Consider the following 17,440-nt stretch of genomic DNA (forward strand, 5'->3'; position numbering starts at 1 on the left):
CGGGAGATGCCCGTACGCGCCGGCGTCCTATTTGACGCGTTGCCTGCCCTCGCGTAACCACTCGGCCATGTCACGCAGTCGTAGCCCTCGCTGGCCTGCGGCGCTCGCTCTCGGCGGGTCGCTGCTGGGGCTGGCGTTCAGCGCCTCGTCGACGTTCGACTACATCCGGCACCTGGACCGGCAGGTCCACGACCTGCACTGCAGCTTCATCCCCGGCCTCGGCGCGCAGGCGGGCGCGGACACGGCCTGCCGTGTCGCGATGTACAGCCCCTACTCCGCCCTGTTCCGGGAGAGCTTCTGGGGCGGTATCCCGATCTCGCTGTTCGCGCTGGGGGCGTTCGCGTTCTTCGCGGCGTTCGCGCTCTACGTGCTGCTCTCCGCCGAGCACGCGCCGCGGCGCGCGGCGCACTTCCTCTTCGTCGCCGGCCTGACGCCGCTCGCGGTGTCGCTCATGATGGCGATCATCTCGGCGGTGCGCCTCGGGGTGTTCTGCAAGACGTGCGTCGGCATGTACGTCTCGTCGGCGCTGCTCGCGGCCGGCGGCATCTGGGCGTTCCTCGAGGACCGGAGGGAGGCGCGCGCCGCGGCCTGGTCCGGCGCGGCGCCGCGCGCAGCCAGCGCGGCGGGCGCGGCCGGGGTGGGGCCCACGGTGCCGATGGCGCCCCTCGGCGTGGAAGGGCCGGGCGCCGCGCCCCCCGCGCCGGCGCGCCGCATGGGCTCGAAGCTGCTCCTGCCGGGGTGGCTGGTCGCGCTCGGCGCGTGCACGGTGACGCCGGCGCTGCTCTACGCGAGCGCGCTGCCGAGCTACGCGAGCTACCTGAACGGCTGCGGCAAGCTGGAGAAGCCGACCGAGCCGAACGGCGCGCTGCTCCACGTGAAGCCCGCGGGCGCGGTGCAGCCGGCGACGATCTTCGTCGATCCGCTCTGCCCGACGTGCAAGGCGTTCCACCAGCGGCTCGTCTCCGAGGGGGTGTTCGACAAGCTCGACACGACCCTGGTGCTCTTCCCGCTGGACAGCGACTGCAACTGGATGCTCGACCGGCCGGTGCACCCGGGCGCGTGCCTCCTCTCCAAGGCGATCCTCTGCAGCGACCACCGGGCGATGGATGTGCTCGAGTGGGCCTACGACAACCAGGAAGAGCTGCTCGAGGGCGCGAAGGCGGGGGCGGGCGTCGCCAACGTGCAGGCGGCGATCCGGCAGCGCTGGCCGGGGCTCGACGCGTGCATGGACTCGAAGGAGACGGCGCTGCGGCTGAACCGGATGCTCCGGTACATCGTGGACAACAAGCTCCCGGTCTCGACGCCGCAGATGTTCCTGGGGACGACGCGGCTCTGTGACGAGGATACCGACATCGGGCTGTCGTATGCGATAAGGCAGCTCGCGCCGGCCCTCCGGACGAGGTGAGGTGGTCATGAGAGGCGCAGGGATCATCGGGATCGTGGCCGGGTGCGCGATGCTGGTCGCGTCCGGCGTGACGGTGCACGGGCAGGTGCAGGCCGCTTCGCAGCGCCTGAAGACGGGGGTGGCCGAGGCGGTGAGGCCGGCGGTGGCCATCGCCAACGACGCCGAGGCGCCGTACTGCACGCCGGCGTTCAAGACGGTGCTGCAGCGGGTGCTCAACGCGTGCGGCCTGGTCGGGGCCGAGGCGCGGCGCGGGTGCCAGCCGGCCGACGTGAAGACGCTCGCGTCGATCAGCGACGACGATTTCAACGCGCTCTTCACGCCGCTGAAGGGGCGCGGCGGGGTCGTGATGTTCGACGACGGCTCGGAGAAGCTCGACGACGACTCGAAGAAGATGATCGAGGAGATGTGGCTCGATCGGCGCGGCGCGCGCTACTTCTTCATCGTGGCGCGGGCGTCGAAGACGGGGACGCCGGAGTTCAACCGGACCCTGTCGCACAAGCGCGCGAACAGCGTGCTCTTCGACATCTCCGACAAGTACAAGGAGCAGGACCTGGACAAGAAGGTCGGGATGCTGTGGCTCGGGAACGAGTTCGCCCAGCTCGGCGCGGAATACTGCCAATGGAACGTCTCGCGCAAGAACAAGGCATGTACGGCAGAGGCCATCAACCGGAGCGCGTTCGTCTCCTGGGTGGACTGCCAGCTGTGAGGAGGAGCGGCGCGCTCCGCGGCGCCCTCGCCGCCCTGGCCGTGGCCGCAGGGCTCGCGGGCGGGTGCGACGGGGAGAAGAAGGCGGATCTGCCGCCGCCGCCGACGCCGGGCCAGGGGCGGAGCAACGCGGTGACGGCGCCTGGCGCGGCGGGGACCGCGAGCGCGAGGGCGCCCGCGAGCGCGGCGGTGACGGCCGCGCCGGCCGCGCCGCGGCTCCTGTGCGCGGGGCAGTCGCCAAGGCCGGCGCCCTCGTCGGGCGGGCTCACGGCGGTCGCCGCCAACGGCGCGGAGAAGCTGCCGGCGAACATCGGGTTCGGCGTGGGGAAGTGGGTGTGGGTGAACTTCTGGGCGGCGTGGTGCAAGCCGTGCCTGGAGGAGATGCCGCGCCTGCTCGGGTGGCAGCAGAAGCTCCGGGCGGCCGGCGTGCTCGTCGACCTGGCGTTCATCTCCATCGACGACGACGAGCGGCAGCTCTCGCGGTTCCTGGAGGCGCAGCCGGGCACCGGGGTGCGCGCCTCGTACTGGCTGCCCGACGGGCCCCAGCGGGCAGGGTGGCTGCGGTCGCTCGGCGTCAAGGAAGCGAACGAGCTGCCGATCCACGCGATCGCGGCGCCGAGCGGGCAGGTGACGTGCGTGATCCAGGGGGCCGTCGAGGACAGCGACTACCCGACGATCGCAGCGCTGCTCGGGGCGAAGAAGTAATCGGCGGGGGGCGCCGCGGGAGCGAGCGCTCGGAGGTGGGAGAGGTGGGAGGGGGGTGCCGAGACGAGCGGCCCCCGGGGAGGGGGCTCGTCGCGCGGGGCAGGGACGGGCTGAACTCGCGTGGGACGTCCTGTGCCCGACGTGCTGCGCACGCCGGACACAGGACGTCAATTGCGCTCAAACATCAGCCCGCCCCTGCCCCGCGCGACGAGCCCCCTCCCCGGGGGCCTGCGGTCGACACGGAACCAGGAATGAAACCGGGCGACACGGTGCTGGCCCGGCTCCTTGGCGCGCCGGAGTCGATTGGCGCCGAAACACAACGGGCGCGATCAGGCTTCACCTCATCTGGCCCCGTGCCCGATGAGCATCTGAGTCACGGCAGTGACGTTGTTTCATTTCAAGATCGTCCGGACGTCAGGCGGTCTGCCTGCGCATGCACGTGCGCCGCGAGGCCGGAGCGCTCCGGAGAGCCGCGCACAGCGGCGCCGGCCTCGTGCGCGAGCAGCCATCGCTTCCTCTCGAGGCCACCAGCATAGCCCGTGAGCTCTCCGCCGGCCCCGATGACCCGATGGCACGGGATGACCAGACAGACCGGGTTCCGGCCGTTCGCCAGGCCGACAGCGCGAGACGCCGACGGCTGTCCGAGCGTCGCGGCGACCTCGCCGTACGTGCGCGTCGCGCCAGGAGAGATGCGCTGCACCTCCGCCCAGACGCGGCGCTGGAAGGGAGTCCCGCCAGGCTCGACAGGGATGTCCGAGAGCGCGACATGATCACCGCGCAGGTACGCCCTCAGCCGGCTGGAGAAGCCAGAAGGGTCCGCGGCGCCCCGGAGCACGACGGCGCCATACCGCGCCGCCAGCGAGCGGTGGAGGCGCGGCGCGCAGTCGGCGAACTCGAGCGCGTGAATCGCGCCGCCCCCGGCCACCAGCAGCAAGGGCCCGACCGGCGTCTCGACCTCATCCAATGAGAGCTCCACTCGACACCTCCCTCTCCGCAGGACGCGCTCCCTGCGCGTCCGCCATCCACAAGAGCATCGCCGCGTAGGCCCGCCACGGGCGCCACGCCTCCGCCATCGCCAGGAGACCCGCGCCCGAGATGCCGCCGAGCGCGCGCCGGAGGCCGAGATCCGTGGCCGGAAAGGCGTCAGGCTCGCGCAGCGCCCGCATCGCGATGTAGTGCGCGGTCCACTCGCCGATGCCAGGCAGGCCCGCGAGCGCGCGCACCGTCTCCTCCAGGCCGCGCGAGGCGTCGAGCGCGACCTCGCCGCCCGCCACGCGCGCCGCGAGCGAGGAGATCGCCGCCGCGCGCGCCCGCGGCAGGCCGAGATCCGTCAGGTCGGCCGCGGCGAGCACCTCGGGCGCCGGGAAGACGAAGCAGAGCGCCCCGCCGGCGTCCTCGGGTAGAAGGCCGCCGCGCAGCGAGAGCGGCTCGCCGTGCCGCGCGACGAGGCGGCCGGCGAGCTGCGTCGCGGCGCGCACGCTCACCTGCTGGCCAAGGATCGCCCGCACCGCGAGCTCGAAGCCGTCCCACGCGCCAGGCACGCGCACGCCCGGCATCGCCGCGACCCACGGGGCGAGCCGCGGGTCAGCCCCGAGGTGCGCCGCGATCGCGTCGGGATCGGCGCCGAGGTCGAAGAGCCGCCGCAGGCGCTCGGCGCAGTGGATCAGCCCCTCGGTGCCGGGCAGGCGCAGCCGCGCGAGGAGGTAAGGCTCGCCGGGCACCGGGCGCACCTCGACCACGCCGTGCCCGCCAGCCGCGCGCACCGTGCGGCGGTACACGCCGGGGCCAGCGGACTCGACGCCAGGGATGGCGCGCGCCCCGAGGAAGCCCGCGAGGGCGCCCCAGTCGAGGGGCGGGCGGAACGGGAGGCGGAGCGCGATGTCCGGCGCGCCGGCGTCCGCTCGCGCCGCCCCGCCGCCCCGCTTCGCGGCGGCCTGGCGCAGCTCGCGCGGCGTCCGCGCGTAGGTGGCGCGGATCGCGTCGTTGAAGCGGCGGACGCTCGAGAACCCCGACGAGAGCGCCACCTCGGTCATGGAGAGCGCGGTCTCGTCGAGGAGCTTCTTCGCGAAGAGCAGGCGCCGCGTCTGCGCCACCGCGAGCGGAGGGGCGCCGACGTGCCGCAGGAAGAGCCGCCGCAGGTGGCGCTCGCCCACGCCAAGCCGCGCCGCGAGCGCCGGGGCGTCCGCGTCGTCCAGCGCGCCCTCCGCGATGAGCCGGAGCGCCCGCGAGACGACCGCCGACGTGCCCAGCCACGCGGGCGTCCCAGGCGAGGCCTCAGGGCGGCAGCGCAAGCACGGGCGGTAGCCAGCCTCCTGCGCGGCGGCCGCCGAAGGGAAGAAGACGCAGCGCTCCCGCCTCGGCGTGCGCGCCGGACAGACCGGGCGACAGTAGATGCCCGTGGAGCGCACGCCCGTGAAGAAGCGACCGTCGAAGCGATGGTCGCGGGTCTCGAGCGCGCGGTAACAAGCGTCTTCGTCGAGGCGCATGCGGAGCGTCTAGCGCGGGGGACGCCGCGCCTCTGGCGCTTTTCGGACCTGAGAGGGAGGACGCTGGCAGCGGCGGTCGCGCGCGCCCCCAGCGAGGCTCGCTCAGGACACCAAGTATTTGAACTTGTTTGCTATTTGCTTCGGTCTCCCCCGCCGCCATCGGCGGTCCCATCGCCGCCGCAGCCCGCCGAGCCTGGCCGTCCCGCCGCGCCGGGTGAGCCGCGGCGCGGGCCGGACGCCGGGCGCGCCGGCCCAGGCGGCCGCGCCGAGTGCGCCGGGTGGTACGCTCGGCGCGGCATGAAGAGCGTCTTCGACACCCTGGCCGCCATGGGGCACGAGCAGGTGCTGTTCTGCGCGGACGAGCCCGCGGGCTACCGCGCGATCATCGCCGTCCACAGCACCGCGCTGGGCCCGGCGCTCGGCGGCACGCGGCTCCTCCGGTACGCGAGCGACGAGGGCGCGCTCGTGGACGCGCTGCGGCTGTCGCGCGGCATGACCTACAAGAACGCGCTGGCCGGCATGGACGTCGGCGGCGGCAAGGCGGTCATCCTCCGCAGCGGCGCGGAGCCGCTCGACCGGGCGCGGCTCTTCCGCGCGCACGGGCGGTTCATCGAGCGCCTCGGCGGCAGGTTCATCACCGGCGAGGACGTGGGCACCACGCCCGCGGACATGGAGCTCATCCGGCGCGAGACGCGCCACGTCAAGGGTCTCGCCGGCGAGGGGGGCGACCCGTCGCCGTGGACCGCGAGGGGCGTGCTCCGCGCGATCCAGGCGGCGGCCCGCCACCGCTGGGGCAGCGACGACCTCGCCGGCCGGACCGTCGCGCTCCAGGGCTGCGGCAGCGTCGGCAGCCGGCTCGCCGCCGAGCTCCACCGGACGGGCGCGCGGCTCATCGTCGCGGATGTCGAGGCAGAGCGCGCCCGCCACGTCGCGGCCGAGCTCGGGGCTTCCGTCGCGCCGCCGGACGAGATCGCCTCGATCCAGGCCGACATCTTCGCCCCGTGCGCGCTCGGCGGCGTCTTCGACGACCGCGCCGTGCAGGCGCTCCGCGCGGAGATCGTCGCCGGCGCGGCCAACAACCAGCTCCTCGAGCCGCGCCACGGCGACGCGCTCGCGGCGCGCGGCGTCCTCTACGTGCCCGACGTGGTCGCCAACGCGGGCGGCGTGCTGAGCGGCGGCGCGGATCTCTTCGGCTGGCCGCGCGCGGAGGTCGAGCGGCGCGTCCACGCCATCTACGACACGGTCCTCCGGGTCCTCGACATGGCGAAGGTCGACGGCGCCCCGCCGCACCTCGCCGCCGAGCGGCTGGCCGAGCAGCGCCTGCGCGAGCGCGCCGCGGCGGGGTGACGCCCGGGCGCGCCGCGCTCTCCCGGCGCCCGCTGTCCCCGTTCGCCCGGGCGCCCCTCAGCGCGCCGGGCCGGCCACCGGCTCCGCGGCCGGCCCGCCGTTCTTCATCGCCTTCACCGCCTCGACCAGCAGCGACACAGCGAGCCCGATCAGCGCGAGCCCGACGAGGCCGTTCATCGTCGTCGCGTTCAGCGAGAACCCCTCGGTCCGCACCGCGTTGAGCGAGGTCCGCACCTGGAGGACGAGGGCCCACACCGTGATCGCCATGACGAACACCATCGGGACCGCCGTGTACCAGATGCGCCGCTTCTCGCGGTGCAGCCAGACCGTGACCGCGAGGAGCGTCAGCGCCGCGAGCAGCTGGTTGCTCGTGCCGAACAGCGTCCAGAAGTCGAGGTACGCCGGGCGCACGCCGGGCGCGGGCGGGCGCGCGGTCATGATGAACAGCGTCGGCGGCGCCAGCGAGAGCGCGGTCGCCGCCGCGGACGCGACCTTCCCCTTCCAGTGGAACAGCTCCTCGAGGATGTAGCGGCTGAGGCGCGTCGAGACGTCCAGCGTGTCGAACACGAAGGTCGAGAACGCCATCGCGCCGAACGTCGCGGCGAAGAGGAAGTGCTCCTTGCCGATGATCACCGTGAGGAACTTGCCGATGCCGTCGCCGTAGATCTTGCCCGGCCCGGGCAGCTTCGTCCCCTGCGCCACGATGACGAGCGTCGCGAGCGCGATCAGCGCGACGAACGCCTCGGCCAGCATCGCGCCGTAGCCGACCGAGTGCGTGTGCGACTCCTTCGAGATCTGCTTGGACGTGGTCCCGGAGCAGACCAGCCCGTGGAAGCCGGAGCAGGCGCCGCAGGCGATGGTGACGAAGAGGAACGGGAAGAGCGCGCCGGTCGCGCCGGGGGCGTTGAACGTGGTGAACGCGGGCTGCCGGAGCTCGAACTCCCCCGGATACCGGAGGTTCCCGAAGAAGATCCCGATCACGCCCACCGCGAGCGCGATGTAGAGGACGAACCCGCCGAGGTAGCCGCGCGGCTGGAGGAGCAGCCAGACCGGCAGGAGCGAGGCAACGAAGCAGTAGACGAGGATGATGAGGCCGAACGCGCGCTGCGGGTTGTCGACCGGCAGCACGAACGCGGTCGAGATCTTCGTGCCCATCCAGACGACGCCGAGCGTCGCGGGGACGAAGATCAGGGTGGTGAGCCAGAGCGGCGGCTTGAGGTACCGCTCGACGACGCCCATGACGACGGAGAGCCCGAGGTACGCGGCGCTCGCCGCGGCGACGGCGCCGCCGGGGTTGAACTGGAACGTGCCGCCCTCGAACTCCTCGGTCTTGCCGACGAAGGTGCTCGCCGTGATGTCCGTGAAGGCGACGATCACGTACGCGAGCGCGAGCCAGATGAAGACCATCATCGACAGCCAGGCGCGCCGGCCGATGTGCCGCTTCGCGATCTCGGCGACGCTCTCGGCCTCGTGGCGGACGCTCGCGATGAGCGCGGAGAAGTCGTGTACCGCCCCGATGAACACGACGCCGATCGAGATCCAGAGCACGCACGGGAGCCACCCGAACGCCTGGCCGGCGAGGATCGGGCCCGCGATCGGCCCCGCGGCGGCGATGGCGCTGAAGTGCTGTCCGAAGAGGTAGAACGGCTTCGTGGGCACGTAGTCGTCGCCGTCGTTCACCTTGACCGCGGGCGTCACGACGCTGTCGTCGAGCGCGTAGTTGCGCGCGACGAGCCTCCCGTAGAAGCGGTAGCCAAGGCACAGCACGACGACGACGGTCAGGGCTAGCAGCGGCAGCACGCGGCGCAGTATAAGGCCAACCGCGCGCGGTTGTGGTCCTGCAAACGGGCCTGATCTGCGACGGGCAGCGGCGGGCCGGTGGTGGGCGGCGGGCCGGGTGGCGGGCAGCGAGCGCCCGGCCGACTCCCCTCCTCCGCTGGGCTATGCTGCCGCCATGGCCGAAGCCGCGAGGGATCTGCCGAAGACGTGGGAGGATCTCGACGCCGTCCCCGAGGGCTACACCGGCGAGATCGTCGGCGGTGAGCTCGTGATACACCCGCGACCGAACGAGCCTCACTCCGCCGCGCAGTCAAACCTGACCAGCCTGCTCGGGGGGCCGTTCCGGTTCGGGAAGGACGGGGGGCCCGGAGGCTGGGTCTTCCGTGTCGAGCCGCGCATCGATTTCAGCGGCGACATTCGCGTGCCCGACCTCGCTGGATGGCGCCGTACGCGCTTCGCGGCGCCAAGGACGGGCCCCCTGACGGTCATCCCGGACTGGATCTGCGAGGTGCTCTCAGCGGACAGCACGGCCGCGACCGATCGCAGCGACAAGATGCCGCTCTATGCGGCGAGCGGCGTGAGCCATCTGTGGCTCGCCGACCCGGAGATCAGGACCCTCGAGGTCTTCCGGCTGCTCGGGGGGAAATGGCTGCTCGTCACCACGTTCCACGGCGACGTGACGGTGCGGGCCGAGCCGTTCGACGCGATCGAGCTCGATCTCGCGCCGCTCTGGGACGAGGACGCATAGCCCGGGCGGCGGCCCGCGCTCAGGAGGGCAGCATCATCGGCGCGCGCACCTTCGCCGCGACCTCCTCGCCGCGGAGCCGCGCGACGAGCGCGAGCGCGAACGGAAGCGCGGTGCCAGGCCCCTGGCTGGTCACGAGCTGCCCGTCCTCCACGACTGGGCTCGCGACGAGCTCGCCGTGCGCCGACACGACGCCGTTCACGGACGGGTGGCACGTCATCCTCCTGCCCTGGAACAGCCCGTGCGCCGCGAGCGCGATCGGCGCCGCGCAGATCGCCGCGACAGCGCGGCCCGCGTGCGCCTGCGCGTGAAGGCGCTCCCCGACGGCCGGCGAGGCGGCCAGCCGGTCGGCGCCGCCCTTGCCGCCCGGGAGGACGACGACGTCGAAGTCGCCCGCCGCCGCCGCGAGCTCCGCGTCCGGCACGAGGCGCACGCCGCGGCTGCAGCGCACCGGCCCCGGGCCGTCGAGCCCGGCAAGGACGACCTCGACCTCGGCGCGCCGGAGGACGTCGACGATGATGGTCGTTTCCATCTCCTCGGCCCCCTCGGCCAGGATCACGAGCGCTCGCGGTGTCTTCATGACCGCCGGCATGGCGCCGCGCGCCGCCGGATGCAAGCGGAGCCAGGCCGGGCGCCGACCCCCTTTGCCTGGGGACAGCTCCGCGCTAGGAGCGGGGCATGACGGAGCCCTCCGACGACCCGTTCGGCCTCGCGGGACACACCATCGAGGGGAAGTACCGCGTCGACACGGTCATCGGCGATGGAGGGTTCGGCGTCGTCTACCGCGGGGTGCACGAGGGCTTCGGCGAGCTCATCGCGATCAAGTGCCTGAAGCTGCCGACCTCGCTCGACGCCGCGCAGCGCGACGCGCTGCTCGAGACGCTGCGCGGCGAGGGGCGGATCCTGCACCGGCTGTCGCGGGCCACGTCGGGCATCGTGCAGGCGCTCGACGTCGGCGCGTTCACCACCCGGGCCGGCGTGTGGGTGCCCTACCTGGTGCTGGAGTGGCTGGAGGGCCAGACGCTCGGGCAATACCTCCGCGACCGGCGCGACCGCGGCGAGGCCGGCATGTCGATCGCCGAGGCGCTCCAGTTGCTCTCGCCGGCCGCCCGCGCGCTCGCGGTCGCGCACGCGCACAAGGTGGCGCACCGGGACGTGAAGCCCGCGAACCTGTTCCTCACCGAGGTCGGCGGGGCGCGGACGCTGAAGGTGCTCGATTTCGGCATCGCGAAGGTGCTCGCCGACCACCCCACCTTCACCGAGGCGCTCGCGGCGACCCGGCAGGGGCCGAGCGCGTTCACGCCGCGCTACGGGGCGCCCGAGCAGTTCAACAAGGCCCGCGGCGCGACCGGCCCCTGGACCGACGTGTTCGCCCTCGCGCTCATCTTCGTCGAGCTCGTGAGCGGCAAGCGCGCGCTCGAGGGGGACGACCCCACGCAGCTCTACATCGCCTCGGCCGACCCGGCGGTGCGCCCGACGCTGCGGGCGCGCGGGCTCCCGGACGCGCCGGAGGCGATCGAGCGCGTGCTCGACAAGGCGCTCTCCATCGAGCCGAAGCACCGCTTCACGAGCGCGGGCGAGTTCTGGGACGCGCTCTCGGCGGCGGCGCGCGGCGAGCGCGCGGGCTCGGGCGCAGGCGCGGGCGCGTGGCTCGACGCGCCCGGCGCGGAGCACGCCGGGGGCCTGTCGACGGCGGAGTACGCGGCCGCGCGCGGGCTCGGCGTCGGGGCCGGCGACGCCGGCTCGCCGGTCGGGCCGACGGTGCTCGCCGACTCGCTCGCGCCCGGCGCGGCGCGGCCCGCCGTCGTCAAGGTGAGCCACGGCGGCGCGAGCGGCTTCGCGGACGCCCGCGCCGCCGGCGCGACGGGCGGCGCCGCGGGGGCGGCCAGCGCGCTCGCGACAGGTGGCTCCCGGACCGCGCAGGTCGACGACTCCATGATCGAGACGGTCGCGCCCGCCGCGTACCCCGCGGCGCGCCCGCCTTCCCCGCCGCCCGCCCACCCTGCGGCGGCCGCCCCGCACCCCGCTCCCGCGGCGGGCGGGCCGCCTCACGCGGCGCTCCCCGCGGGCGCGCCGCCGCACGCCGCGCCGCCCGTCGCCCCGCCGCAGGGCGGCCGCAGCCCTGCGCGCGCGGCGCTGCCCTGGCTCCTCCTCGCGACGGTCCTGCTCGGCGGCGCCGGCGCGGCGGCGTACTTCCTGTTCCTGGCGAAGGCGCCCGACAGCAAGAAGCCGGCGCGGGCGCCCGCCGCGCGCTCCTCGGCCGCGGCGTCGCCGGCCGGGCGCGCCGCGTCGGCCCCGGCCAGCGCGGCGGCGGTCGACACCGCCGTCCCCGCCGAGAGCGCCTCGGCCGCGGTGCCGGCGGCGGCGGCGCTCCCGGCGCCGCCCGCCGACATGGTCTACATCGCGCCGCTCACGGCCACGATCGGCGGCGCCGGCGAGGCGCGCCAGGTGACGCTCACCCGCGGTTTCTACATCGATCGCAACGAGGTGACCGTCCGCGCCTACCGCGCCTGCATGCAGCAGCGCATGTGCTCGACGGCCGATCACGTCTCGCTCACGCCCGAGCTCCTGCCCGGCGCGCAGGCGCCGGCGGCGCCCGAGGACCAGCGAGAGGCCGAGACCTGGTCGCGGCGCTGCAACGAGCCCCGCGGCGCGACCGGGCACCCGATCAACTGCGTCGACTACTCCCAGGCCGAGAGCTACTGCCGCTTCCGGGGCCGCCGGCTGCCGACGGAGGCGGAGTGGGAGGTGGCGGCGCGCGGCGCGGCGGGGCGCGCCTACGTCTGGGGCGACGACGCGCCGACCTGCGAGCGCGCCTGCTACGACCGCAACGAGGGCTGCCTCGCGCGCGGCGCCGACGTGGCGACCTGCGCGTCCGGCGCCCACCCCAGCGATCGCACGCCGGAGGGCGTCTACGATCTCGCCGGCAACGTGTCCGAGTGGGTCTCGGACGGCCTCGTCTTCCCGCCGCCCGGCGGCGAGAACCCGCAGGGCGACCCGTCGTTCCCGCTCAAGGTGGTGCGCGGCGGGAGCTTCCTGGACGGCCCGGAGAAGATCTCCGCCACGTACCGCACGGCCGCGGCGCCCGTGACCGCGCACGCCTGGATCGGCTTCCGCTGCGCCATGGATGTGCCGACGCAGGAGGGCGCCCCGGCCGAGCAAGGCGCGCCGGCCCAGCAGAACGCCCCGGCGCCGTGAACGAGGCCGTGAACGAGGTGGTGCCGGGCCAGGTCGTGGGCGGCGACGCACGCGCCGTCGGCGGCGGCGCGCAGTCCACGCCTGCTCCCGCAGGCTGTGAAGTGACCGCGGCCGCCTCGATGCACGGATAAGTTGTTGAACTAGCGTCGCTTTCCCAGGGGCGATGCCGCGTCGCCCCGAGGCCGCGAGACGTCGGCGCACGGGATCTTCGTGACCTCGAGCGCGCGCTCGCCGAGCACCGTCCACTCCCAGCGCACGACGACACCTTCGACGAGCCCAGGCGCGAGTTGCAGGGTCAAGCCCCGTACCCTTACCATCGATCCCACGATGTCCGACTCTGTGCGCGACGGGATGCGACCCGCGGGAAGCGGGGACTACATCGTTGTCCAGGGCGACACGATGTCGTCCATCGCCGAACGCCACGGCCTCTTCTGGGAGACGCTCTGGGAGTTGCCAGCGAACGCGGAGCTCAAGGCCGCGCGCGAGGATCCGGAGGTGCTCTTGCCCGGGGATCGCGTGACCTTGATCCCGATCCGCACGAAGAGCGCCGCCTGCGAGACAGGGCGACGGCATGTGTTCCGGCGGAGGGGCATCCCGGTGCGGATCCGCTTCGCGTTGAGGGACGAGCGCGGCGATCCTCTCTCGGGCGAGCGCTACACGCTCACGCTCGGCGAGCGCCGCTACGAAGGCAGGGTGGGGTCCGACGGCATCGTCGAGCACTGGGTGATGCCCACCTCGGGCACGGGCGAGCTGACGGTCTTCCGCGGCGACGGGGGCGCCGCGCCGTTCGCGCGCTGGCCCCTCCGCATCGGTCACCTCGATCCGATCGAGTCCCTGTCCGGCCTCCAGGCGCGGCTCAACAACCTGGGGTTCGCGTGCGGCGCGGTGGACTCCGCGATGGGGCCAAAGACCGAGGCGGCCCTCCGCGCCTTCCAGACCGCCGCCGGCCTCGAGCCGACCGGCGCCGTCGACGACGCGACGATCGCCGCGCTGCGGGCGCGGCACGACGCCGAATGACCGCGACGCCGCGAAACAGGAGCTCGCACCGATGGCCGACTACCCGGCACCCGTGTTCCACACCGACTTCCCCGATTACGACGGCTTCCACCTGCCGGACGCCCTGCTCGGCAGCCCCACCCGTCCTGCGCTCGTCCGTCCTACCGTGTCGTCGGGGCTCAACACGCTCGTGCCGACGATGAAGTCCCAGGCGGGGGTCGCCGCGATCCGGATCCGAAACCATGGGTCGACGCGCGTATCGACGTCGTTCGGGACCTTCGACCAGCACTTCGACCCGGCCAACACGGCGCAAGCGTGCCCGATCACGTACTGGTTCGCTCCCCTCGCCGAGACGTCCTATTTCGACGTGGACCTCCTCCAGGCCGACCGCCTCTACGGCCTCAAGGTCGAGCTCTTCGCCGCGGGCGAGGTCACGCCGCTCGAGACGTGGTTCTTCGGCAAAACGAACAGGACGCTCGTGAACGGCCGGAACGCGCCGATCACCTCCTGGGACGGGCGCGTCCGCGCGGTCCTCGCGGGAGGCGTCGTCACCGCGGCGCGGTCGCCCTACAAGCTCAAGGTGACGGCCATGGGGCTGCACGGCGAGGAGCCCGTCCGGTACCCGATCGCGTGGACCTATTTCGCCGTCCTCGCGCACACCATCGAGCTCGCGTGGGGCGAGAGGACGCGCCCGGAGCACGCGGCCGTGCTCGACAGGCTCAAGAAGGACGCACCTCGCCCGGGCGCGATCGCCGAGCACGCCGTCGTCCTCGGCAGCAATTTCTTCGCGCAGAGCGTCCACGACATGCACTGCACGACCGGCCGCGAGGACCCGCGGTTCTCGGCGCACGCGGAGGCGTGGGGAGAGGGCCCCTACATTCCCATGATCGCGCGGGTGCCCGTGCGTCTGTCGACGAGCGGTCAGGGGGTGCAGGACTGCGTGTTCGTCCCGCAGGCGCTCGGCGATCTCTGGCTGCTCTGGCAGCGCGAGCCGCTCCCCGAGCTGGCCATCCAGAACGGTCGAGCCAAGGCGTTCGTAGATGCCTACCTCGACAGGACCGTGTCCGGTCGCGACAGCCGCGATCCGCCGGGCTCGCGGAACTGTCATGGGCAAGACGGCGGCAAGCGGGATCGGGCGGACGTGTTCGTGGCCTCGAAGGGCACCGACGCGTTTCCCTTCATGGCGGGCATCCCACCGCGGGCTCCGTGGACGGCGGTCTCGCGCGTCCAGCCGGAGGAGCCGAGCCTGGGAATGAGCGGAGTCCTCTTCCGGCCCTCGACCATCGCCGGAGACGGCTACGCGATGCGCGCCGTCCTCGCGCTCGTGGCGCGACCCGATGGGCGGCTCCAGCCCTGGAGACTCCACGACGCGGAGTTCGACACGAGCCCTGCCGGCCTGCCAGCCTCGGCCCGCGTGCAGTTCCGCGTGCTGCGGAGCCTCGACGTGGCCGCGTACCAGAAGAGCCACGCGGGCGTCGCCAACCTCGACTTCGCTGCGGTGGCGAGGCTCTTCGAGCCGGCAGGGATCGTCATCGACGTCGTACATCCCGTCGCGCCGCCCGACGACCACCAGGAGATAAGGCGCGCGATCCGCTCCGAGGACGGCTACGACGAAGACTTCGCGTTCGACGGGACACCCAACAAGGAATTTCACTTCTTCGACGTCGCGGTGCATCCGCCGCAGATGGACGACACGACGCTCCTGCGCTGTCGGAGCCTCGAGCAGTGCGTCGAGCGCGTGTGCGCGTACACGCTGGGGAGGTCCAACTACAGCCAGATGATCGACGACACCTCGCTGTGGTCGAGCACGAAGAAGAGCGAGATCGACGATCGCAAGCAGAGGCTGGCCGCGCTTGTGGCCAAGCAGCGCGGCGAGCCGCCGCCGAGCAGCCAGAGCGCGGCGCAGAGGGCGCGTCCTCCCCTCAACCAGATCCTGCTCGCGCTCCTCAAGGGGCGTGATGACGTACAGAGCGCGCTCGCGCGCGTGCTCGGCGTCCCGTCGGTCGATTGTGAGTGGAACGCGCTGGAGAAGGCATACCTGGCGCGCTGCAAGCGCGCGGCGCGGGAAGTGGCCGAGCACCTCTGCAAGCAGCAGATCGAAGCCTGCGACGACCAGAGCCGCGAGGGGCTCGTCGTCCTGCACGCGGGTGAGCTCGCCGCGGTCGACGGGAGCAACGCGCTCGCCGGCTTCCAGATGGACGCCGGCGGCATGGATGTCGAGCTGTTCTCCACGACATCCGCGCGGCGGCTCGGCGCGATCTGCGTGAGCGACGCGGGGGCGCACCTGATCCTGACCACGGCGCACGAGATCGGCCACGCGAGCGGGCTCTGCCACGCGCCGTACTACCGGAGCAACCTCCCGCCCTTCGCGCAGACGTCCGATCTCCGGACGTTCGCCAAGTTCCACGACCTCAACGACAAGACCTGCCTGATGAGCTACCTGCCCAGCGCAGATCACTTCTGCGGGATGTGCATCCTGCGCCTTCGCGGCTTCGCGCCGGATCGCATCGTGAACACGTGGGACGGCGACCTCGACGACTTCCTCGTCGACTCGTGAGGTCGTGGTCCGGAAACGGGCGGCCCCCGGCGCCCCCTACCGCTCGACCGGCGCTCCGTCGCGCAGCCCGAGCGTCTCCTCGCGCGCGGACAGGCACGCTTCGCTCCCCACGACGAACGCGCGGCAGTTGTCCGGCCGGAGCTCGTAGATCGCGCAGCGCAGGTCCTCGCCGAGGTGCTGGCAGCGCCCGGTCGCGGCGAAGCGCAGCGTGATCTTCCCGTCCCGCGCCCGCCGCACGTAGCTGCGCCCCGCCAGATCGCCCCGCCCGGCCACCCGCCAGCGCGAGAGGTCGTCGTCGTCGAGCACCACGTTGGCGTCGTGGCAGCAGGCCCCGCAGGCGAGGCAGTCGAGCGCCACGTCCCGGAGCGCCCCGGGGTGCACGCTGTCGCGCTCGCACCAGTCGAGCACCGACCCCTCGTACTGCCGCTTCACCCGCGCGGTCGCGAGCCCCTGGGCCGGGCCCTCGGTCACGCGGCGGAAGCGCTGCTGCTCGATCGACAGGAGCGACCACAGGCCGAGTTCGGTGAGCTTGCCCTGCGCGTCGACGGAGAGCAGCAGATCGACCCGCTCGTCCGGCAGCACGATGGCCGCGTGTCCGCCCGCCCTGACGTGCGCCGCGGCGCGGGCCAGGAAACGCGGGCGAAACCGGCGCCATACCGGGCGCGACACGACATAGGCGGACATGGGGGAGCATCTTCGCGCTCCCGCCCCGCGCTGCCAAGTCCCGCCCTCGGCCGGCGGCCGCTCTGCTATGTTGAAAGGGTGGTACGAGACAAGAAGATCGTCATCGTGAAGACCGGCGAGCCCGTTCCCCCGGTCCTCGAGCGGCGCGGCCACTTCTCGGCCCTGATCGAGCAGACGATCGGGGCCGCCTGGCGCGGCGGATACGCCACCTTCGACGCCCGCGCGGGCGAGTTCCCCGCGCCCGACGCCGACGAGGCCGCCGCCTTCGTCATCACCGGCTCGTCGGCCAACGTCCCCCACCGCGAGCCCTGGATGCTCCGCGCCGAGGCGTGGCTGCGCGACGTCGTGCGCGCCGGCACCCCGACGTTCGGCATCTGCTTCGGCCACCAGATCCTCGCCCAGGCCCTCGGCGGCGAGGTCATCCGCAACCCGCGCGGCCGCGAGATCGGCCGGATCCGCGTCCAGCGCCGCGCCGACGACCCTCTCTTCGACGGGCTCCCGTCGAGCTTCGAGACGCACGCGACCCACATCGACACGGTCGGCGCGCTGCCCGAGGGCGCGCGCAGCCTCGCGTTCACCGAGCTCGATGACCACCAGGTCATCCGCTTCACCAACACCTGCTACGGCGTGCAGTTCCACCCCGAGATGGACCACGACGTCATCGCCGGCTACATCGCGTGGCGGCGCGAGATCCTCGCGGCCGAGGGCCTCGACGTCCCGGCCCTCCTCGCCCGCATCTCCCCGGATCAGCTCGGCACCCGGACGCTGCACAACTTCATCGAGCACATCGTCGCGCGCGGCGCCGGACGTACGCCGTCGGCCTGACCGGGGTA

General features: G+C 73.3%; 15 protein-coding genes. 9 read left to right on the forward strand and 6 right to left on the reverse strand.

Going from position 1 to position 17,440, the window contains the following annotated elements; genetic code table 11:
• Nucleotides 1-67: 67 nt before the first annotated feature.
• From WME85_RS37800 to WME85_RS37810, 3 genes are read left to right on the forward strand one after another with little or no spacing between them, the layout of a single operon-like run.
• Nucleotides 68-1,405 (forward strand): vitamin K epoxide reductase family protein, encoded by a 1,338-nt coding sequence (locus WME85_RS37800; protein ID WP_437827945.1) that lies wholly within the window; start codon nt 68-70, stop codon nt 1,403-1,405.
• Nucleotides 1,406-1,412: 7 nt separating this feature from the next.
• On the forward strand, nt 1,413-2,111 hold the full coding sequence (locus WME85_RS37805) for a hypothetical protein (RefSeq protein WP_436621635.1): 699 nt from the start codon (nt 1,413-1,415) through the stop codon (nt 2,109-2,111).
• Entirely contained in the window at nt 2,108-2,815 is a 708-nt protein-coding gene (locus WME85_RS37810) for a thioredoxin-like domain-containing protein (RefSeq protein ID WP_437827947.1), read from the forward strand. Before WME85_RS37805 ends, WME85_RS37810 begins: the two co-directional genes overlap by 4 nt.
• A 397-nt stretch (nt 2,816-3,212) precedes the next feature.
• Here WME85_RS37810 and WME85_RS37815 read toward each other — a convergent pair whose 3' ends face one another.
• A complete protein-coding gene (locus WME85_RS37815; protein ID WP_437827950.1) occupies nt 3,213-3,791 on the reverse strand; it encodes a methylated-DNA--[protein]-cysteine S-methyltransferase in 579 nt (192 codons plus the stop codon).
• Nucleotides 3,772-5,301 carry an AlkA N-terminal domain-containing protein gene (locus WME85_RS37820; protein WP_437827951.1) on the reverse strand — a complete coding sequence of 510 codons (1,530 nt, stop codon included), beginning with the start codon at nt 5,299-5,301 and terminating at the stop codon, nt 3,772-3,774. The genes WME85_RS37815 and WME85_RS37820 overlap by 20 nt, the downstream gene beginning before the upstream one ends.
• A gap of 297 nt (nt 5,302-5,598) precedes the next feature.
• Here WME85_RS37820 and WME85_RS37825 point away from each other — a divergent pair, with 297 nt between their 5' ends.
• A complete protein-coding gene (locus WME85_RS37825; RefSeq protein ID WP_437827954.1) occupies nt 5,599-6,648 on the forward strand; it encodes a Glu/Leu/Phe/Val dehydrogenase dimerization domain-containing protein in 1,050 nt (349 codons plus the stop codon).
• A 57-nt stretch (nt 6,649-6,705) separates the two neighbouring features.
• Here WME85_RS37825 and WME85_RS37830 read toward each other — a convergent pair whose 3' ends face one another.
• Complete coding sequence (locus tag WME85_RS37830) at nt 6,706-8,448, reverse strand: carbon starvation CstA family protein (protein WP_437827957.1); 1,743 nt, start codon at nt 8,446-8,448, stop codon at nt 6,706-6,708.
• 154 nt (nt 8,449-8,602) lie between these two features.
• Here WME85_RS37830 and WME85_RS37835 point away from each other — a divergent pair, with 154 nt between their 5' ends.
• On the forward strand, nt 8,603-9,175 hold the full coding sequence (locus WME85_RS37835) for a Uma2 family endonuclease (protein WP_437827959.1): 573 nt from the start codon (nt 8,603-8,605) through the stop codon (nt 9,173-9,175).
• A gap of 19 nt (nt 9,176-9,194) precedes the next feature.
• Here WME85_RS37835 and WME85_RS37840 read toward each other — a convergent pair whose 3' ends face one another.
• Nucleotides 9,195-9,752, reverse strand: coding sequence for a DJ-1 family glyoxalase III (locus WME85_RS37840; RefSeq protein WP_437827962.1), 558 nt, complete (start codon nt 9,750-9,752; stop codon nt 9,195-9,197).
• Between the two features lie 98 nt (nt 9,753-9,850).
• Here WME85_RS37840 and WME85_RS37845 point away from each other — a divergent pair, with 98 nt between their 5' ends.
• Entirely contained in the window at nt 9,851-12,370 is a 2,520-nt protein-coding gene (locus WME85_RS37845; protein WP_437827965.1) for an SUMF1/EgtB/PvdO family nonheme iron enzyme, read from the forward strand.
• 140 nt (nt 12,371-12,510) lie between these two features.
• Here the strand turns inward: WME85_RS37845 and WME85_RS37850 are convergent, their stop codons facing one another.
• On the reverse strand, nt 12,511-12,669 hold the full coding sequence (locus tag WME85_RS37850; RefSeq protein ID WP_437827966.1) for a hypothetical protein: 159 nt from the start codon (nt 12,667-12,669) through the stop codon (nt 12,511-12,513).
• A gap of 28 nt (nt 12,670-12,697) precedes the next feature.
• Here WME85_RS37850 and WME85_RS37855 point away from each other — a divergent pair, with 28 nt between their 5' ends.
• Nucleotides 12,698-13,387: a PGRP and LysM peptidoglycan-binding domain-containing protein gene (locus WME85_RS37855; RefSeq protein ID WP_437827969.1), complete on the forward strand. Its 690-nt coding sequence runs from the start codon at nt 12,698-12,700 to the stop codon at nt 13,385-13,387.
• Nucleotides 13,388-13,418: 31 nt separating this feature from the next.
• Nucleotides 13,419-15,923: a hypothetical protein gene (locus WME85_RS37860; protein ID WP_437827978.1), complete on the forward strand. Its 2,505-nt coding sequence runs from the start codon at nt 13,419-13,421 to the stop codon at nt 15,921-15,923.
• Nucleotides 15,924-15,959: 36 nt separating this feature from the next.
• On the opposite strand, the gene WME85_RS37865 is transcribed toward WME85_RS37860, so the two are convergent.
• Nucleotides 15,960-16,607, reverse strand: coding sequence for a YkgJ family cysteine cluster protein (locus WME85_RS37865; protein WP_437827981.1), 648 nt, complete (start codon nt 16,605-16,607; stop codon nt 15,960-15,962).
• Nucleotides 16,608-16,685: 78 nt separating this feature from the next.
• Here WME85_RS37865 and WME85_RS37870 point away from each other — a divergent pair, with 78 nt between their 5' ends.
• Nucleotides 16,686-17,432: a glutamine amidotransferase gene (locus WME85_RS37870; protein ID WP_437827983.1), complete on the forward strand. Its 747-nt coding sequence runs from the start codon at nt 16,686-16,688 to the stop codon at nt 17,430-17,432.
• Nucleotides 17,433-17,440: the final 8 nt, after the last annotated feature.

Source organism: Sorangium sp. So ce1153 (genome assembly GCF_051521595.1).
Taxonomy (GTDB): Bacteria; Myxococcota_A; Polyangia; order Polyangiales; family Polyangiaceae; genus Sorangium.

Excerpts from the sequence above, each read along its gene's own strand:
- WME85_RS37800 (WP_437827945.1), top strand. The coding sequence starts at position 68 with ATGTCACGCAGTCGTAGCCCTCGCTGGCCTGCGGCGCTCGCTCTCGGC.
- WME85_RS37805 (WP_436621635.1), top strand. The coding sequence starts at position 1,413 with ATGAGAGGCGCAGGGATCATCGGGATCGTGGCCGGGTGCGCGATGCTG.
- WME85_RS37820 (WP_437827951.1), bottom strand. The coding sequence starts at position 5,301 with ATGCGCCTCGACGAAGACGCTTGTTACCGCGCGCTCGAGACCCGCGAC.
- WME85_RS37825 (WP_437827954.1), top strand. The coding sequence starts at position 5,599 with ATGAAGAGCGTCTTCGACACCCTGGCCGCCATGGGGCACGAGCAGGTG.
- WME85_RS37835 (WP_437827959.1), top strand. The coding sequence starts at position 8,603 with ATGGCCGAAGCCGCGAGGGATCTGCCGAAGACGTGGGAGGATCTCGAC.
- WME85_RS37840 (WP_437827962.1), bottom strand. The coding sequence starts at position 9,752 with ATGAAGACACCGCGAGCGCTCGTGATCCTGGCCGAGGGGGCCGAGGAG.
- WME85_RS37845 (WP_437827965.1), top strand. The coding sequence starts at position 9,851 with ATGACGGAGCCCTCCGACGACCCGTTCGGCCTCGCGGGACACACCATC.
- WME85_RS37855 (WP_437827969.1), top strand. The coding sequence starts at position 12,698 with ATGTCCGACTCTGTGCGCGACGGGATGCGACCCGCGGGAAGCGGGGAC.
- WME85_RS37860 (WP_437827978.1), top strand. The coding sequence starts at position 13,419 with ATGGCCGACTACCCGGCACCCGTGTTCCACACCGACTTCCCCGATTAC.
- WME85_RS37865 (WP_437827981.1), bottom strand. The coding sequence starts at position 16,607 with ATGTCCGCCTATGTCGTGTCGCGCCCGGTATGGCGCCGGTTTCGCCCG.